17 protein-coding genes are annotated in these 17,915 nt (G+C 29.6%); 9 read left to right on the plus strand and 8 right to left on the minus strand.

All coding sequences use genetic code 11. The features are described from left to right. Positions 1–20: 20 nt before the first annotated feature. The 5 genes from KI686_RS01320 to KI686_RS01340 form a co-directional block, all read right to left on the minus strand. Entirely contained in the window at positions 21–1,025 is a 1,005-nt protein-coding gene (locus KI686_RS01320) for a sugar kinase (protein WP_237587425.1), read from the minus strand. A 79-nt stretch (positions 1,026–1,104) separates the two neighbouring features. Then, a complete protein-coding gene (locus KI686_RS01325; protein ID WP_237587426.1) occupies positions 1,105–1,884 on the minus strand; it encodes an alpha/beta fold hydrolase in 780 nt (259 codons plus the stop codon). A 135-nt stretch (positions 1,885–2,019) separates the two neighbouring features. After that, positions 2,020–2,376, minus strand: coding sequence for a cupredoxin domain-containing protein (locus KI686_RS01330; protein ID WP_237587427.1), 357 nt, complete (start codon positions 2,374–2,376; stop codon positions 2,020–2,022). A gap of 257 nt (positions 2,377–2,633) precedes the next feature. Continuing rightward, entirely contained in the window at positions 2,634–2,948 is a 315-nt protein-coding gene (gene trxA / locus KI686_RS01335; protein ID WP_237587428.1) for a thioredoxin, read from the minus strand. A 289-nt stretch (positions 2,949–3,237) separates the two neighbouring features. After that, positions 3,238–4,077, minus strand: a complete 840-nt coding sequence (locus KI686_RS01340; RefSeq protein WP_237587429.1) for a helix-turn-helix domain-containing protein — start codon at positions 4,075–4,077, stop codon at positions 3,238–3,240. A 197-nt stretch (positions 4,078–4,274) separates the two neighbouring features. On the opposite strand from KI686_RS01340, the gene KI686_RS01345 reads away from it, so the two are divergent. Next, positions 4,275–5,801, plus strand: a complete 1,527-nt coding sequence (locus KI686_RS01345; RefSeq protein WP_237587430.1) for a TlpA family protein disulfide reductase — start codon at positions 4,275–4,277, stop codon at positions 5,799–5,801. Between the two features lie 93 nt (positions 5,802–5,894). Here the strand turns inward: KI686_RS01345 and brnQ are convergent, their stop codons facing one another. Next, a complete protein-coding gene (gene brnQ / locus KI686_RS01350; RefSeq protein ID WP_237587431.1) occupies positions 5,895–7,160 on the minus strand; it encodes a branched-chain amino acid transport system II carrier protein in 1,266 nt (421 codons plus the stop codon). A 1-nt stretch (position 7,161) separates the two neighbouring features. After that, positions 7,162–8,712: a serine hydrolase gene (locus KI686_RS01355; protein ID WP_237587432.1), complete on the minus strand. Its 1,551-nt coding sequence runs from the start codon at positions 8,710–8,712 to the stop codon at positions 7,162–7,164. Between the two features lie 92 nt (positions 8,713–8,804). Here KI686_RS01355 and KI686_RS01360 point away from each other — a divergent pair, with 92 nt between their 5' ends. Both KI686_RS01360 and KI686_RS01365 read left to right on the plus strand, forming a co-directional pair. Beyond that, the gene (locus tag KI686_RS01360; RefSeq protein ID WP_237587837.1) at positions 8,805–9,584 is read left to right on the plus strand and encodes an alpha/beta fold hydrolase; all 780 of its coding nucleotides are present in this window, start codon (positions 8,805–8,807) and stop codon (positions 9,582–9,584) included. 22 nt (positions 9,585–9,606) lie between these two features. Next, positions 9,607–9,855 (plus strand): hypothetical protein, encoded by a 249-nt coding sequence (locus KI686_RS01365; protein ID WP_237587433.1) that lies wholly within the window; start codon positions 9,607–9,609, stop codon positions 9,853–9,855. A 71-nt stretch (positions 9,856–9,926) separates the two neighbouring features. On the opposite strand, the gene thiL is transcribed toward KI686_RS01365, so the two are convergent. Beyond that, positions 9,927–10,976, minus strand: a complete 1,050-nt coding sequence (gene thiL, locus KI686_RS01370; protein ID WP_237587434.1) for a thiamine-phosphate kinase — start codon at positions 10,974–10,976, stop codon at positions 9,927–9,929. A 49-nt stretch (positions 10,977–11,025) separates the two neighbouring features. Between thiL and KI686_RS01375 the strand changes: the two genes are divergently transcribed. The 6 genes from KI686_RS01375 to sufD all read left to right on the plus strand — a co-directional run bounded on the left by KI686_RS01375 (position 11,026) and on the right by sufD (position 17,910). After that, the gene (locus tag KI686_RS01375) at positions 11,026–12,939 is read left to right on the plus strand and encodes a M1 family metallopeptidase (RefSeq protein ID WP_237587435.1); all 1,914 of its coding nucleotides are present in this window, start codon (positions 11,026–11,028) and stop codon (positions 12,937–12,939) included. A gap of 131 nt (positions 12,940–13,070) precedes the next feature. Next, positions 13,071–13,400, plus strand: coding sequence for a HesB/IscA family protein (locus tag KI686_RS01380; RefSeq protein WP_237587436.1), 330 nt, complete (start codon positions 13,071–13,073; stop codon positions 13,398–13,400). A 14-nt stretch (positions 13,401–13,414) separates the two neighbouring features. After that, positions 13,415–14,863 (plus strand): Fe-S cluster assembly protein SufB, encoded by a 1,449-nt coding sequence (gene sufB / locus KI686_RS01385; protein WP_237587437.1) that lies wholly within the window; start codon positions 13,415–13,417, stop codon positions 14,861–14,863. An 11-nt stretch (positions 14,864–14,874) separates the two neighbouring features. After that, complete coding sequence (locus KI686_RS01390) at positions 14,875–15,726, plus strand: N-acyl homoserine lactonase family protein (protein WP_237587438.1); 852 nt, start codon at positions 14,875–14,877, stop codon at positions 15,724–15,726. Positions 15,727–15,745: 19 nt separating this feature from the next. After that, positions 15,746–16,495, plus strand: a complete 750-nt coding sequence (sufC, locus tag KI686_RS01395) for a Fe-S cluster assembly ATPase SufC (RefSeq protein ID WP_237587439.1) — start codon at positions 15,746–15,748, stop codon at positions 16,493–16,495. Positions 16,496–16,596: 101 nt separating this feature from the next. Then, a complete protein-coding gene (gene sufD, locus KI686_RS01400) occupies positions 16,597–17,910 on the plus strand; it encodes a Fe-S cluster assembly protein SufD (RefSeq protein ID WP_237587440.1) in 1,314 nt (437 codons plus the stop codon). Positions 17,911–17,915 lie beyond the last annotated feature (5 nt).

The raw sequence follows: 17,915 nt of genomic DNA on the forward strand, positions 1-17,915 counted from the left end.
TATATCTATCTATAAAAAGATTATCTATTTAACCTACCAGTAGTGTTGCCTTCTAAAATACTAATAACATCTTTTTCATTAGCGTAATTTACATCACCCATATAAGTATGTTTAATAGCACACGCGGCACTACCAAATTCCATTGTTTTATAATCATCAAAATGTTGCAGTCCATGTATTATTCCTGCAGCAAAAGCATCACCTGTACCAATTCTATCAATAACATGTGTAATGTCTAAATCTTGAGTTTCTTTAAACTCTGTTCCATTCCACATTCTTGCTCTAATTTTATGCCAAGAAGAGTTAATAGAAGTTCTTATTTTATCAAATACTTTTTCTATTGATGGAAATTTCTCCATCAATTCTTTACTTGCTTCAATAAAATCTTCATTAGAAAACGAATAATTTGTACCTAAAAGCTCATTCATTTCATTTACACCACCAATAAAAATAGTAGAAAGACTAACTAGTTCAGATAAAATTTCTTTTGGATTTCCTCCCCATTTCCATAAACCACTTCTATAAGTTGGATCTGCAGAAATTTGCATTCCTTTTTTTTGAGCAAGGATTAATCCTTCTTTTAAAGTTTCATAACCTCCTTTACAAAGTGCTGGTGTTATACCCGTCCAATGAAACCATTTCCCTTTTTTTAAAGCTTTTTCCCAATTTACCATTTCTGGTTGAATTTCAGAAAAAGAAGAATGAGATCTGTTATAAGAAATAGAACTTGGTCTCATAACAGCACCTACTTCTAAAAAGTAAACCCCTAAAGGTCTTTTAGAACGTACAATTGCAGAAGTACTTACATCAAATTTTCTTAAATAAGAAATAGCAGTATCACCTATAAAATCATCAGAAATAACTGATATATGTTTAACATCACCTCCAAAATTTGCTATAGAAATTCCTACATTTAATTCTGTACCTCCAAAATAAAATTCAACGTTGTTAGATTGGATAAATTTTTTGTTACCACGTGGAGAAATCCTCATTAAAACTTCGCCAAAAGTAATTATCTGATTCATATTAAGTTATTTTATAAAACAAATATACTTCATAAAAATCCATTAAATAAATGTTTTATTGGTAAAAATTTATATAAAATTATAAAGATGTAATAAAATTGATTGTTCTGTTATTAAAAATCTCTGGTTGTTCTACATTTACTACGTGTCCGCAATTATCTATAACAAACAAAGAAGAAGTAACATGCTTAGAAACAATGCTTTGTATAGAAGGTAAAAACAAATGATCTTCAGACCCCATAATGTATAACGTTGGTATTTTAATATCTTTTGTTCTAAAAAATCTTAATAAAGGGTTTATTTCTGAAGTTAGCTTAAACCAACGCAAAAATTCTTTTTGATATAATTTTTTTGCTTCGTTTACAAATAAAGATCTAGATTTTTTATGGTTTTTCTTTGGCATTATTATAAAAGCAAAAAGCCTATAAAGTAACATATAAGGTACTACCGATTTAAAAATATTACCCACTTTCATTAACACCTGAGAGCGAAAATTCATTTTTATAATTGCGCCTCCCATTATCATACTTTCTACTAAATCTGCTCTTTTTTCTGCTAAATTTCTAATTAAAATTGTACCTAAAGAAATACCAATAAAGTGTGATTTTTTTATTTTTAAATGATCTACAACTTCAACAATATCATTGGTAATAGAATCAAAAGTATATTTAGTTTTAAAGGTATCTTTTAATTTTGGTTTACTATTTCCATGACCTCGTAAATCTAGAATTAAAACATTAAAATGTTTTTTAAAATCTCTTACCTGTTTATACCAAATAGAACTGCTACCTCCTGCTCCATGAACAAATGTAACCCATTCTGTAGAGCTTGCATGTGGGTATAAAAAATAGTTTAACAAATGTTTTGTATAAAAATTAGAACTGCTAAAATAAGATATTTTTTTTGATGTAAATTTCTACCATCAATAATTAATTGATTTAAAACAAAAAAAGCGAGCATTTCTGCTCGCCAATCACTATTTGAATTAATAAAATTATTCTACTATTAAAGTATATTGTGGCGTTGGATTTAAAGGACAGAAATACACGTATTCTCCTTTTTTAAGCGTTACTTCTTTAGAAGTTTCTTTAGTATTATTTTTTACTTGTGCAGTAACATAGGCATTTTTAATATGTGCATTTACGTCTGATTTTGGTGCTAAAACAAAACCTACATTATGACCAACATTGGTGTTGGCAACCTCAAAAATATAGGTTCCTTCAGATAATGTAATTTGCTTTTGCGTAAACTCTCCTTTTGTTTGCTCTAAAGAAACTGTTTTTACTTCTTGTGCATTTGTATTAAATGCAAAACCTAATACTAGTACTACTATTGCTACTAATTTTCTCATAATTTCTATTGTTTAATTTATTATTTATTACTTTTTTATTTCTTATTTACACTCGCAAACTTGTTGTTCTGGGTTTTGCTCGTCATAGGTTTGGTAACCCCAGCAATTTGGGCAATGTGTGTTTTCTAATGTTTTCATAATTGCTTTGTTTTTAATTATACTGCAAAGATGCAACCAACATTAACCTTTAAAAATGGACAAAAGTTCCTTTGGTTTGGACACTTTTAAAAAGTTGTTTTTGGCAGTGTTTTCTTTACTTATTTTAATCTGTTAATTTTATCTCTTAAATTTCTTTCTGTAATTAAACCTGTATGTCTGTCTTTAGGTTCTCCGTCTTTAAAAAAAAGTAATGTTGGTATATTTCTTATATTAAATTTTGCTGCTAACGCAGGATTTTCATCCACATTTACTTTTTTAATAATAACATCGTCTTTTAATTCTTCTGCTAATTTGTGTATTGTTGGTAATAAAGTTTGGCAAGGTCCACACCAATCTGCATAAAAATCTAATAAAACATTATTGTTATTTTCTAAGACATTTGTAAAGTCTGTTTCTTTTAATTGTACTTCCATTTTTTTCTTTTTTTAATTGCTGCTAACGCAGGATAAATTACTTGTTGTTGTTACACACTGCAAAGATGCAACCAACATAGAGGTTTAAAAATGGACAAAAGTTCTTACTGTTTGGACAGAGAAAAATAGTTGGCAAAAATGCACGCGTGAAGGATTGAAGTGGCATCCTTTTTATTTGTCTCTTCGAGCGAAGTCGAGAAGTTGTCAAATAAAAAGATATAACGGAAAGCCTGACCTGAAAGGGCACGCCCATATTTTTGACTACGCTAAATATGATACAGAAAATAATTTAATACTCCTTTTTAAACTGAAGTGGAGATTTTGAAATTGCCTTGGTAAAAAAGCGTGTAAAATAGGCCGGATCGTTAAAACCGAGTTCAAATGCAATTTCTTTTACGGTTTTATCTGTATAAATTAGCAAACGTTTTGCTTCTAATAAAATACGGTTTTTAATAAAGTCTGATGGTGTTTTTGCGCCTAATTTCTGAAAGTGTTTGGTAATAGATTTTGGCGAAAGACCTAATCTATTTGCATAATCTGTTACGGAATGCATGGTTTTGTAATTCTGCTCTACCAATAAGCTAAAATCTTTAAAAAGACGTGTTTCTGTGTCTTCTTTTATTATGTGATTTTCTTTTTTTACACGAACTGCAGAAATAATAAATTGCTTTAAATACGATTGTAACATATCATATTGTGCGGTTTCATTTTGCTGAAATTCGTCTATTAAACTCTCTAAAATAAATTGCAGTTTTTGAGTGTCTTTTTTACAAGGTTTTACAAAAGGAGTTTCGTAAATATTGTTGAATAAAATTCCGTTACAAGCTACTTCTTGGTCATGGGTTTGTATGCAATAAAAATCTCGTACAAAGGTGAGTTTATAAGCAGTTTTTATCTGCTCGGATTCTACGGTAAAAACTTGTCCTGGCGATAAGAAAAATAGCACATTATCTGTAAATTGATATTGTTCAAAATCGATATTATAAGTTCCTTTTCCTTCTTGAATCCAATAAATAGAATAGGCATTTTGTTGCACAGAATGATCTATGGTACACGCTTTTTCAAAAGCAACTGTACTTACTGAAAAGGTTTCTTTAAAAGAATATTTTACAATGTCTTGAACTGCCATATATAGATTCGTTTGGTTTGTTGGTCGTAAAAAGTTGTGGAAACTTATCTTAACAAGATAGTTTAATTCTAAAAGAATTAAACTCGAACTTCATAGCTACGAATATAAAATATTAAAACGTTGTATATTAGTGTTAACGTTATAGTAAATTATGACTCTGTTCTTTTCTGAAATAGGTAGACTAAAAATTAAACATTATGAAAAATTCAATTCCTCTTATAATTAATCTTTTTATAATATTATTTATAGTCAGCTGTAAAAAAGAAAGCAAAAAAACAACTAAGTTAATTCTACAAGAAAAAGATTCTCTTCAACAAATAGAAACTATAATTACCGGTAAATCAGATGACCTAAAAGCATTTAAATATTTAAATTTCTTTTATTTAGATATACCTAAAAAAAACTTAAAATCAGAAAATTTTAAAGTACTCAATCATCCAGATTCTATTTTTTTAAAAACCGAAGACTTATTAGAATCACAATACATTGAAATACTTGCGTTTGGAACAAAAAAAGTCTATGAACTTCCTATTTTTATTAGTCCTGAAGACAGTATAAATATTATCATAAAAAACGGAAATATATCTGTAGATGGAACGAATAAAAATCATTATAAGTTCTACAAAGATATATCTCTAAATGAGTATCCAATATTTAGAAATGACTTATTTCAATACAAAAATAAATGTTGGGAAGTTTTTCAAAAAAGAGATAGTTTATTTGGAGACTTCATATTAAAAAACCCTGAAGTTAGTAAAGATTTTATTGAAAAAACCCGTACTAGAATTCTATTTGAATATTATTCTAGAATCCTTCATTTAACAATTGATAAATCTGGACGAGCAAAAGAACTTGATGCAAGTCATTTTGAACAAGTATCTAAAAGATATGGAATAGAAACTTCTTTAAAATTTTCCGAATCATATTTCAGAAATCTTTCTTTTCAGTTCTTGAATAATCCAAAGGTATTGAAGAGTAAAAACTATTTGGGTATTCTTAGAAGTTATGTGCACTTAAACCAAAATTTAACTGACTCTTATTCACCATCCCAATTTTTAATAGAAAAAGAAATATATTTAAATGAATTTAGCAACAAAGCACAAGAAGGAGGACTTGCCAATACTATTCTTAAATACATAGAGGTAAGCCCTTTTAGAAATAGCAGTAACATTAAAGAAGCAATTAAAGAGTTTAAAGTTCTATTCCCAAATTCAAATTATTTAATAAAAATAGATGAGGCAGCAAAAAATATTGAATTGTTAAATAAGTTGCCTCCTAAGGGGGTTCTTGAGGAAAAATTAATTACTATAAGTGGAGATACTATAACATTTAGCGATATGCTTGCAAAAACTGGTAAGAAAATTAAAGTTATAGATTTCTGGGCAAGTTGGTGTGGCCCTTGCATATATGATATTAAAAATGGAGGAAAAAATAAAGGATTGTTTGCTAAGAACTACTTTCTAGATTGGGTGTATATATCAATAGACACAGATTCAGAAAAATGGAAACAAAAAGCTTTAGAATTAAAAGAATTTGGAACTTTAAATAATCAATACCTTTTGCTAAATCCAATAAACTCACAACTAAAAAGGAAATTTGAACTTAATTCTATTCCAAGGTATATTATTTTTGATAAAAATGGATATTTAGTAAATGATAAAGCTCCAAAACCTACAGAGTATAATAGTTTTATAGGAGCTCTAAATGATATTGAAACCAATTAAAAAACTGCTATAACAACGTATAAAATTTATTGTAGTTTTACTCGCTTAAGAAATTCATTACTTAAACTATATAAAAAAAGCTTACACAAACCATTAACGAACCCTCTTCAAATTCAACCCAACAAAAACCAATAAAGCAGGAATTACCCAACCCAAACTATGTTCTGCTAACGGAATCATACTTTTAATTCCGGTTAAGTTTTCTCTAGGAATTATAAAGCCTAAAAAATCTGGAATACTAAAAATAAAAGTCACGATTACAACACCTCTAAAAACCAATGTAGATGCATATTTATTGGGCACAACATTTAATAAGATTAACACAATGGTTATTGGATATACAAACATTAACGCAGGCACGGCAACATCAATAATAAAACCAACATTGTAACTCCCCACAATAATCCCAATAATTGAAGCAATTGCAGCCGTAATTATAAAAGCAGTTTTAGAATCGTTACAAATTCCTTTTATATAATCTGCAGTTCCGGTAACAATACCAACTGCTGTTGTAAAACAAGCTAAAGCCACCAAAACACTTAAAAAAGTAGTTCCTAAACTTCCTAAAGTTTGTGTACTTAAACTAGATAAAACTTCTGTTCTAGACGCATTTTCTGTAAAAGTTGATGAGAATAAAGATCCGCTAAAAATTAAACCTCCGTAAATTAATAATAAACCAACTCCAGATATAATTCCTGCTTTGGTAACCAACTCTTTTTTTGCATCAAAAGTAGTATGTCCTCGCAAGTTTAAAGAGATGATAATTACTGCACCAACTACAACACCCGCAATGGCATCAAAAGTTTGATATCCTTCTAAAATACCATCTATAAAAGGATTTTTAAATGTTGATGGTTTTATGGTTCCTGTTGCTGTAAATGTAGCAATTGTTATAATTAGTAATAAAATTAAAACAATAATAGGTGTTAAAAATTTACCGATTAAACTAATTATTTTAGAGCGATTTACGGCAAAAATAAACACCAAAACAAAGTAGATAATACTTGTTAAAATGGGTGGCGAATCAAAAAAAGGCTGAATTGCCATTTCATGTGTAACAGCAGCTGTTCTAGGACCCGGAATTGCTGCTGCAATTATGTAAATTAAAAAACAAAAGATAGTACTAAAAACAGGAGAAACTTTTTTACCAAAATCGTACAAAGTTCCTTGTAACCTTGCATGTGCAAAAATGGCTAAAATAGGAATTATAATTGCCGTTAAAATAAAACCTAAAACAACAATCCACCAATCTGCACCAGATTTAAGTCCTAAAGTTGGTGGTAAAATTAAATTTCCTGCACCAAAAAATAGTGAGAAAAGTGCAAAACCTGCAATCCAAATTTCTTTTGTTTTGTTCAAATTAGTTTACTTTTTTAAGGTTTAAATCATGAAAATCGAAACTAAAATCTGTTATCGGTGCAATAAATTTCATTTTTGCACCAGTTGCATTTCCTGTTTCATCAAAAGAAAACTGTACAAAAACATCAGCATCATAACTTCTATTATTCCATTTTGCAACATAAGTTGTTTGGTTGTAAGGCAACAATTCTCCAAACAATGTAGAAGAGCGTTCGCATTTTATACTATATTTTGTTCCGTTATGAGAAATAATAATATTGCCAAACCAATCATCTTTATAAGTACCTACAATTGCACTTGGTTTTGGTAAGTTTTTATCTGCTTTTGCCAATGCAACTTTGCTATAAACACTTGCTTTTATACTATCGTTATATTTTAAATAATTAGCATTTTTTGTTCCGTAGTCTTTTAACCAATCTCTATTTTTATAACCTAAATAAGCATCTTTAATTGTATTTGTAATAGTATTAAAAGCATTACCATTCATTTGATTTGTTAATACAATAATTCCTAAATCTAAATCAGGAATCATAGTAAACTGAGTAACTGTACCAATTAAACCTCCGGTATGATATACTTGTTTATGTCCGCCTTTTACATCTGTTACAAACCAACCTAAACCATAACCTCTAAAATTAGAATCATAAGCATCGTTTTTCGCCACTTTTAAAGGAGTTTGTAATTGCCAAAGTTCATGAAACTGAGCTTCACTTAACAAACGTGTTCCGTTTTTAGTAACGGCATCATTCATTAAAAAATTTGCCCAAGTAAGCATGTCGTTTACGTTACTCATAATTCCACCAGCAGCATTTGCAGTTTCGCTCCAATCATGCGGAATCTGAATTACTTTTCCGTCTGCTCTTGTATGAGCATCTATAATATTTGTTTTATTAGTAACTCTGTTGTAAGATGCTTTACTACTTGTCATACCAACAGGTTTCATAATTTTAGTTTCAATAAACTCTTCCCAAGTAAGTCCGCTAACACGTTTTAAAACTTCACCAGCAATAATAAACATGTTATTATTGTATTTAAAATCGGTTCTAAATTTACTTTGAGGAGCTAAATATTTTACATTATTAATAACATCTTTTACTGTAAAATCATTTCCTTCTGGTAAAAACATTAAATCTCCAGAACCTAAACCCAAACCACTTCTATGTGTAACCAAATCTCTAACTGTAAAATTTTCTGTAACCCAAGCATCGTGCATTTGAAATTCTGGAATGTGTTTTCTTACTTTATCATCCCAATTTAATTTACCAGCATCTACCATCATTGCTAAAGCAAAACACGTAAAACCCTTACTGTTAGAAGCAACACCAACCAAAGTATTTTCGTTCATGTCTTTTTTATTGGTTAAAGAACGAACGCCGTAGCCTTTTGCATGTACAATTTTACCATCTTTTAAAATACCTACAGAAATACCAGGAACATCAAAAGTTGATAAAGTTTCTTTTACTAAGTTGTCTAATTTCTTTTCTGATATTTGTGCTTGTAAGGTTGATGAAATAACGAAAAGGGCAAGAAGCGTTGCTTTTTTGAAAAACATAAGATTTTTTGAATTGAATTTACACCAAATATAGTAAATACTTTATCATAATTTAGATTTCGAAAAACGAATCAAACAGTATCTTTGTGGCTATGATTTTAAATTATAAAAACGCTAATATTTTTTATACTGACGAAGGAAAAGGAACTGCAATTGTTCTAATTCATGGGTTTTTAGAAAATGCCACAATGTGGGATAAAATTACCCCAGAATTAACCAAAAGAAACAGAGTTATTACTTTAGATTTACTAGGTCATGGACAGTCTGATTGTTTGGGTTACATCCATTCTATGGATTTATTTGCAGAAGTAATAAATTTTGTATTAAAGCAATTAAAAATTAGGAAATATATTTTGGTAGGCCATTCTTTAGGAGGATATATTTCTTTAGCTTTTTCCAAAATGAATCCTAATAATATAAAGGGTTTGTGCTTATTAAACTCTACTTCTTATGAAGATTCTGAAGAACGAAAAAAAATAAGAAATAGAGCAAATAAATTAGTTACAAATAATTTTGAAAATATGATAAAAATGTCTGTTTCAAATTTATTTTTTCAAGAAAATGCATTAAAATTTAAAGACGAAATTAATCAAGTAAAAACAGAAGCATTACAAACTTCTCTACAAGGTTATATTGCGGCACAAGAAGGCATGAAAATTCGACCAAATTCTAATCAATTTTTAAAAGAAGTAACTTTTAAAAAGTTGATAATTATTGGAGAAAAAGATCCGGTTTTAAATGCCGAAAATTCTATTGAAGAAGCTAAATTCACAAATTCTGAATACGTGGTTTTACCATCTGGACACATGACGCATATAGAAAACAAAGACGAACTAATTGCTATCTTAAAAGATTTTGTAAAAAAATGCTAAATTAGGCCTAAAACCAAACTCCATGAAAAAGACCTTTTTATTTTTAACATTCATTATTTTAACTTCTATTGAATGTTACAGCCAACAAACAGGAAATAGTGAAATAAAAAATTCTGCAATAAAAAGCGGAATTGGCTTAGGAAGTGTACTTGCTGTTGTTGTTTCTTGGGAAAGAAACAAATCGGTCTTATTAGCATTTATACACGGTATATTTAGCTGGCTTTATGTTTTGTATTTTGTATTAACAAGAAAACCAGAAGAAAGAAAATAACAACTGTTTTATAAAAAACAAAAAGCGCAAATTTAAAATTTGCGCTTTTTTTATATTAATTATTAATTTTATTATTCTTTATTTAAAGCATTCCAACCTTGTGCTTTTAATTCTATTTCTTGGCCCGCTCTTGTTATTAATTGCAGTCCTTGATTTTCTGCAGTAACATGCCCAATAATAGAAAAATTAGGATTTCCTTTTATTTTATCAAAATCTGCAATTGGCACTGTAAATAAAAGTTCGTAATCTTCTCCTCCACTTAAAGCAACCATCGTAGAATCTAATTCAAATTCTTCGCAAGTAGAAATTACTTGTGGATCTAAAGGTAATTTATCCTCATAAATTTTACAACCCACTTTACTCTGTGTACAAATATGAAAAAGTTCAGAAGAAAGTCCATCAGAAATATCAATCATAGAAGTTGGTTTCACCTCTAAATCTTTAAGCAAACCAACAACATCTTTACGTGCTTCTGGTTTTAATTGACGCTCTATTAAATAAGTATAATTATCTAAATCTGGCTGATTATTTGGATCTACTTTAAAAACTTGTTTTTCTCTTTCTAAAACTTGTAAACCTAAATAGGCAGCGCCTAAATCTCCAGAAACTACAATTAAATCTGTTTCTTTTGCCGTATTTCTATAAACAGCCTCGCCTTTATCAACTTTACCAATTGCGGTTACAGAAATTAAAATTCCTTTGGTTGATGAAGTTGTGTCTCCACCAATCAAATCTACATTATAAGTATCACAAGCTAACTGAATTCCAGCATATAATTCCTCAATGGCTTCTAAAGGAAAACGGTTAGAAACCGCAATAGAAACCGTAACTTGCTCTGCTTCACCACCCATTGCATACACATCCGATAAATTAACCATTATAGATTTATAACCTAAATGTTTTAATGGCATATAACTTAAATCGAAATGTACACCTTCTACTAACAAATCTGTAGTAACTAAAGTTTGTTTTTCTGATGCGTCTAAAACCGCAGCATCATCACCAACACCTCTTATTGTTGATGCTTTATTGATTTTAAAATATTGTGTAATATGGTTAATTAAACCAAACTCACCAAGTTCGGCTAACGATGTTTTTTGTTGATTTTTGTCTTCTAGCATAATTAAAAAAATAAAAAGAAGTATTTTTAAGGATACAAAAGTAGTAGTTATGGTTCGATTAATTGCAGTATCCTTCTTTATTTTCATTGCAACCTGTAAAACATCTGCCCAAGAAAGTATAAATATTTCTGAAGCTGAGGCAAAATCTGCCGCTAAAAAATTAGCTTTTAAGGTAAATTCTAACACTTCTAATTACGATATTACGTATCACAAATTAGAATTCTCTGTAAATCCGGCAATTGCGTCCATCTCTGGTAAAGTAACCACAACATTTACCGCTTTAGAAAACATGAATACTGTTATTTTTGATTTAGATGATAATATGACAGTAAGTAATGTTACTCAAAACAATAACAATTTACAATTCACTCAAAATTCTGATGATGAATTAATCATCACCCTACAAAACACATTAAACTCTAGCAACTCTACATCTGTTACAATTACTTACAGCGGAAACCCAACAAATAATAGTTTTAGTTCTTTTGAAATAAATACACACAACGGAACACCTGTTCTTTGGACACTTTCTGAACCTTATGGTGCTTTAGGTTGGTGGCCTTGCAAACAAGATTTAAATGATAAAATTGATGAAATTGATGTATACATCACTGCTCCAGAACAATATGTTGCCGTTTCTAACGGTTTAGAACAGAGCACAACAATTAACAACGGAGAAAAAACAACACATTTTAAACATCAATACCCAATTCCGGCTTATTTAATTGCTATTGCAGTTACCAATTACGAGACCTATTCTCATACAGTTGCTAATAATGATAATCCTTTTCCGATTATAAATTATGTGTATCCAGAAAGTGAATCTCTTGCAAAAAGTAGTACAGAAATCACTGTTGATATTATGAATCATTTTATTGATTTGTTTGGTAATTATCCGTTTGAAAACGAAAAATACGGTCATGCTCAATTTGGTTGGAACGGAGGTATGGAACACACAACCGTTTCTTTTATGGGAAGTTTTGATAGAAACTTAATTGCACACGAATTAGCACACCAATGGTTTGGTAACAAAGTTACTTGTGGTAGTTGGAAAGATATTTGGTTAAACGAAGGTTTTGCAACCTATCTTTCTGGTTTAACAGTAGAACATTTAGATGGAAATGATGCTTTTAAAAACTGGAGAAATTCTAGTATAAATTATATAACCTCTGCCTCTGATGGCGCTGTATACTTATCTGACACAGATACAACAAGTGTAAACAGAATTTTTAATGGCAGGTTAAGTTACAATAAAGGTTCTATGGTTTTACACATGTTGCGTAAAGAATTGGGTGACACTACTTTTTTTAACGCACTAAAAAATTATCTTTCTGACACAAATTTAGCTTATAATTATGCAAAAACACCAGATTTAATTACTCATTTAGAAACAGAAAGCGGCTTAGATTTAACCGAGTTTTTTAACGACTGGGTTTACAACGAAGGTTATCCAACTTATAACTTAGAGTGGTTTCAACCCAATACAAATAGCATTAATATTAACTTAAATCAAACACAAAGTCACACCTCAGTTTCCTTTTTTGAAGCGAATGTTCCTATTCGTATAAATGGAGTTAATGGTGAAATTTTAGACATCGTTCTAAAAAATGAAAACAACAATGAAACTTTTATAAAAGACGTGCCTTTTATTGTTAGTTCTGTTAATTTTGATCCTGATTATCATTTAATCTCTAAAAACAACAGTTCTACTTTAAGCACTATATATCAAAATATTAATTCAGACATTTTAACAACCTCACCAAACCCTGTTAAAGATATTCTTTCTATTAACATCATAAATAATACAACTTTTAATAAGATAAAAGTTTACAATTTGTTAAGCCAAAAAGTATTTGAGTCTACAAAAAATCAAGTAAATTTATCAGAATTAAAAAAAGGAATTTATATTATTTCCATAGAAACTTCCTCAGGAATTTTTCAAAAAAAAATCATTAAGAATTAATATTTCATCAAAAAGAAAAGGTTATCAATAAAACCAATTAATGTATTAAGTATCATAATGCAAGTTTTCTTTTATTATGCGACTTATATCGTATATTTGCAAACAATTTAGATTTAATCTACTATAAAATTATGATAAAAGTTTCAGACACAGCAAAAAAGAAAGTCATAGAGCTAATGACAGATGATGGCTTTGACGCAACAACAGATTTTGTGAGAGTTGGTGTAAAAAGTGGTGGTTGTTCAGGTTTATCTTACGATCTAACTTTTGATAAAAATCAACAAGAAAACGACAAAGTTTTTGAAGAAAATGATGTCAAAATCATTGTAGATAAAAAAAGTTTTTTATACTTAGTAGGAACCACACTAGAATATTCTGGTGGATTAAACGGAAAAGGATTTGTTTTTAACAACCCAAACGCAAATAGAACTTGTGGTTGCGGAGAATCATTTTCACTTTAAAACTTAAGAAAAAAATGTCAAAATATACTGAGGAACAGTTAGAGCAAGAATTAAAAACCAAAGAATACGAATACGGTTTTTATACAGATATAGAAAGTGAAACCTTTGCAAAAGGATTAAATGAAGATGTGGTACGTGCTATTTCTAAAAAGAAAAATGAGCCACAATGGATGACTGATTGGCGTATTGAAGCTTTTAGAGTTTGGGAAAAAATGGAAGAACCAGATTGGGCAAATGTAAATTACCCAAAACCAAATTTTCAAGAAATTGCTTACTATTCTGCACCAAAAAAGAAACCAAAATTAAATTCTTTAGACGAAGTAGATCCAGATTTATTAGAAACTTTTAAGAAATTAGGAATTTCTATAGATGAGCAAAAGAAACTTGCAAACGTTGCCGTAGATATTGTAATGGATTCTGTTTCTGTAGCTACTACTTTTAAGAAAACATTGGGCGAAAAAGGAATTATTTTTATGCCAATTTCAGAAGCAATTCAAGAACATCCAGAATTGGTAAAAAAATATTTAGGAACTGTTGTACCAACAACAGATAACTTTTATGCAGCATTAAATTCGGCAGTTTTTTCTGATGGATCTTTCTGTTACATCCCAAAAGGTGTAAAATGTCCTATGGAATTGTCTACTTACTTTAGAATTAATGAAGGAGGAACAGGACAATTTGAAAGAACATTAGTTGTTGCAGATAAAGGTAGTTATGTTTCTTATTTAGAAGGATGTACTGCGCCACAAAGAGATGAAAACCAATTACACGCCGCTGTTGTAGAGTTAATTGCAATGGACGATGCTGAAATTAAATATTCTACAGTTCAGAACTGGTTTCCTGGTGATGAAAACGGAAAAGGTGGAGTTTTTAACTTTGTAACCAAAAGAGGTTTGTGCGAAACAAATGCCAAAATTTCTTGGACACAAGTAGAAACAGGTTCTGCTGTAACATGGAAATATCCTTCATGCGTTTTAAAAGGAAACAATTCTGTTGGTGAATTCTATTCTATTGCTGTAACTAATCATTATCAGCAAGCAGATACAGGTACAAAGATGATTCACTTAGGTAAAAACACAAAATCTACCATTATTTCTAAAGGTATTTCTGCAGGAAAATCTCAAAACTCATACAGAGGTTTGGTACAAATAAATTCTAGAGCAGAAAATGCACGTAATTTCTCTCAGTGTGATTCTTTATTAATGGGTAACGAATGTGGTGCACACACTTTTCCTTACATAGAAGCTAAAAATAAATCGGCACAAATAGAACACGAAGCAACTACAAGTAAAATTGGTGAAGACCAATTATTTTACTGTAACCAACGTGGTATAGATACAGAAAAAGCAATTGCTTTAATTGTAAACGGTTTTAGTAAAGAAGTATTAAACAAATTACCAATGGAATTTGCTGTAGAGGCTCAAAAATTATTGGAAATTTCTTTAGAAGGTTCTGTTGGATAAAATAAAAAATCATGAAAAAATTAATCATTTTATTTTTAGGTTTAGCAATTGTAAGTTGTAAAAAAACCGAGAAAAAAGTAGAAGAAACAGCCAAAGCAGATGTAAAATTATATCAATTGGTGGGTGGGTCTATTTTTGTAAAAAAATTAGAAGTTTTTTCTCAAGATACAACATACACTGGGCAAACAAAACAGTTTACAGATACATATTATGTAATTTCTCATCCAAAAGGAAACTTAATGTGGGATGCTGGTTTGCCAGAACAATTAGTACAACCAACACCTTTTGATGAACCAAGTGGTGTTTTTAGAATACAAAGACCAGATTCTTTAGTAAATCAACTAAAAACGATTGGTTTTAAAATTGAAGATTTTAAATACTTTGCCATGTCTCATTCGCATTTTGATCATACAGGTCATGCAAATTATATGAAAGACGCAAAATGGATTGTACAAGAAAATGAGTATAATTTTAACTTAAGCGATACATTAAGAGCAAAAAATCCTGCGTTAGCAGCATTAAAAAATGTACAAAAAATAAATGGTGATTATGATGTTTTTGGTGATGGAACTGTGGTTATAAAATACACACCAGGCCATACAATTGGGCATCAATCTTTATATGTTGAAGTTGCTGGTTTAGAAAAACCAGTTTTATTAACAGGAGATTTATATCACTTTGAAGAAAATAGAGCAACAAACGGCGTTCCATCATTTAATTATGATGCAGAAACAACGTTAAAAAGTATGGAGACTTTTGAAGCTTTTGCTAAAGAAAAAAATGCAGAAGTAATTATTCAGCACTCTCCAATAGCATACAAAAAATTAGAAGAATTATTAAACAGTTTAAAGCCAAAAGCTTAAAGCAAATAGCATAAAAAAGATGTTAAAAATTAACAATTTACACGCAAATATAGAAGATAAATCAATTTTAAAAGGATTGAATTTAGAGGTTAAAGCAGGTGAAGTACACGCAATAATGGGACCAAACGGAGCTGGAAAAAGTACCATGGCTTCTGTAATTGCAGGTAAAGAAGAATATGAAGTTACAGGTGGAACAATAGAATTAAATGGTGAAGATATTAGTGAATTAGCACCAGAAGAAAGAGCACATAATGGTGTGTTTTTATCGTTTCAATATCCGGTAGAAATTCCTGGAGTTTCTGTAACCAACTTTATTAAAACTGCTATTAACGAAACTAGAAAAGCAAAAGGTTTAGAAGACATGCCTGCAAAAGACATGTTAAAAATGATTCGTGAAAAATCTGAATTATTAGAAATAGACCGTAAATTTTTATCGCGTTCTTTAAACGAAGGATTTTCTGGAGGAGAAAAAAAACGTAATGAAATCTTTCAAATGGCAATGTTAGAGCCAAAATTAGCCATCTTAGATGAAACGGATTCTGGTTTAGATATTGATGCTTTACGTATTGTTGCAAACGGTGTAAACAAATTAAAATCTAAAGACAACGCAGTAATTGTAATTACACACTACCAACGTTTATTAGATTATATAGTACCAGATTTTGTACACGTTTTACACGATGGAAAAATTGTAAAAACGGGTGATGCATCTTTAGCTTTAGAATTAGAAGCAAAAGGATACGATTGGATTAAACAGGAATTAGTTTAAAAGTACAAAAGTTCCTAAAGTTTACAAAGTTCTTAAAGTTTATAAGAGTTAATAATTAACTTTTAAAACTTTTCAGCTTTTAACTTTCAAACTAAAAAACAATGGAATTAAAAGACAAAATATTATCATCATATGTAGCTTTTGAAAATGAAGTAGACATCAATTCTGATGTACATGAAATTAGAACAGAAGCTTTAGAAAATTTTGAAAAATTAGGTTTTCCAACAAAAAGGTTAGAAGCTTGGAAGTATACTTCTTTAAACTCTGTTTTAAAAGAAGATTACAGCATGTTTCCTAACAAATGTACTTCTGTAGAATTAGCAGACGTAAAAAAGTATTTTATTCATGATATTGATACTTACAAAGTAATTTTTATTGATGGAAAATACAGTCCGTTTTTATCTGAAACAACACACGATAAGATAGATGTTTGCTTAATGTCTGCAGCTTTTGCAAAACCAAAATACCAACCTGTAATAAAAAAGTATTTTAACAAAGTTGCAAAACAAGACAATTTAACATCTTTAAATACTGCTTTTGCAAAAGAAGGAGCATACATTCATATTCCTAAAAATACAGAAGTACAAAAGCCAATACAAATTATTAACTTTTCTACTTGTGCAGATGTTTCTACAATGGTACAACCAAGAAATTTAATTGTTGTAGAAGAAAATGCACATGTGCAAATTATAGAACGTCATCAAAGTTTAACATCAAACGCAGTTTTATCTAACGTAGTTACAGAAATTTTTGCAGAAAAAAGTGCTACTGTAGATGTTTATAAGATTCAGAATGATGATATTAACGCTTCTTTGGTAGATAATACGTATGTAGATCAAAAATCTAACAGTGTAGTTTCTGTACATACTTTTTCTTTTGGAGGAAATATTACAAGAAACAACTTAAACTTCTATCAAAATGGAGAACACATTGATTCTATTTTAAAAGGAGTTACAATTATTGAAGGAAAACAACATGTAGATCATCATACTTTAGTACATCATATAGAGCCAAATTGTGAGTCTCACCAAGATTACAAAGGTATTTATGATGAGCGTTCTACAGCAGTTTTTAACGGAAAAGTAATTGTAGAAAAAGAAGCACAAAAAACAAATGCTTACCAACAAAACAACAATGTTTTAGTAAGTGATAAAGCAACAATAAATGCTAAACCTCAACTAGAAATTTTTGCTGATGATGTAAAATGTTCTCACGGTTGTACAATTGGTCAGTTAGATGATGATGCTTTATTTTACATGCAACAACGTGGTATTCCGCAAAAAGAAGGTAAAGCATTATTAATGTATGCGTTTGCTAATACAGTTTTAGAAAGCGTTAAAATACCAGAGGTAAAATCTAGAATTACAAAATTAATTGCCAAAAAATTAGGTGTTAATATTGGTTTTGATTTGTAGATAAA

The sequence above is a fragment of the Polaribacter sargassicola genome (assembly GCF_021991835.1).
GTDB lineage: Bacteria > Bacteroidota > Bacteroidia > Flavobacteriales > Flavobacteriaceae > Polaribacter > Polaribacter sargassicola.

Coding starts and splice junctions, on each gene's coding strand:
- sufB (WP_237587437.1), top strand. CDS start 13,415: ATGTCAAAATATACTGAGGAACAGTTAGAGCAAGAATTAAAAACCAAA.
- KI686_RS01360 (WP_237587837.1), top strand. CDS start 8,805: ATGATTTTAAATTATAAAAACGCTAATATTTTTTATACTGACGAAGGA.
- KI686_RS01345 (WP_237587430.1), top strand. CDS start 4,275: ATGAAAAATTCAATTCCTCTTATAATTAATCTTTTTATAATATTATTT.
- KI686_RS01330 (WP_237587427.1), bottom strand. CDS start 2,376: ATGAGAAAATTAGTAGCAATAGTAGTACTAGTATTAGGTTTTGCATTT.
- sufC (WP_237587439.1), top strand. CDS start 15,746: ATGTTAAAAATTAACAATTTACACGCAAATATAGAAGATAAATCAATT.
- KI686_RS01375 (WP_237587435.1), top strand. CDS start 11,026: ATGGTTCGATTAATTGCAGTATCCTTCTTTATTTTCATTGCAACCTGT.
- trxA (WP_237587428.1), bottom strand. CDS start 2,948: ATGGAAGTACAATTAAAAGAAACAGACTTTACAAATGTCTTAGAAAAT.
- KI686_RS01390 (WP_237587438.1), top strand. CDS start 14,875: ATGAAAAAATTAATCATTTTATTTTTAGGTTTAGCAATTGTAAGTTGT.
- KI686_RS01365 (WP_237587433.1), top strand. CDS start 9,607: ATGAAAAAGACCTTTTTATTTTTAACATTCATTATTTTAACTTCTATT.
- KI686_RS01320 (WP_237587425.1), bottom strand. CDS start 1,025: ATGAATCAGATAATTACTTTTGGCGAAGTTTTAATGAGGATTTCTCCA.
- KI686_RS01355 (WP_237587432.1), bottom strand. CDS start 8,712: ATGTTTTTCAAAAAAGCAACGCTTCTTGCCCTTTTCGTTATTTCATCA.
- sufD (WP_237587440.1), top strand. CDS start 16,597: ATGGAATTAAAAGACAAAATATTATCATCATATGTAGCTTTTGAAAAT.
- KI686_RS01380 (WP_237587436.1), top strand. CDS start 13,071: ATGATAAAAGTTTCAGACACAGCAAAAAAGAAAGTCATAGAGCTAATG.
- thiL (WP_237587434.1), bottom strand. CDS start 10,976: ATGCTAGAAGACAAAAATCAACAAAAAACATCGTTAGCCGAACTTGGT.
- KI686_RS01340 (WP_237587429.1), bottom strand. CDS start 4,077: ATGGCAGTTCAAGACATTGTAAAATATTCTTTTAAAGAAACCTTTTCA.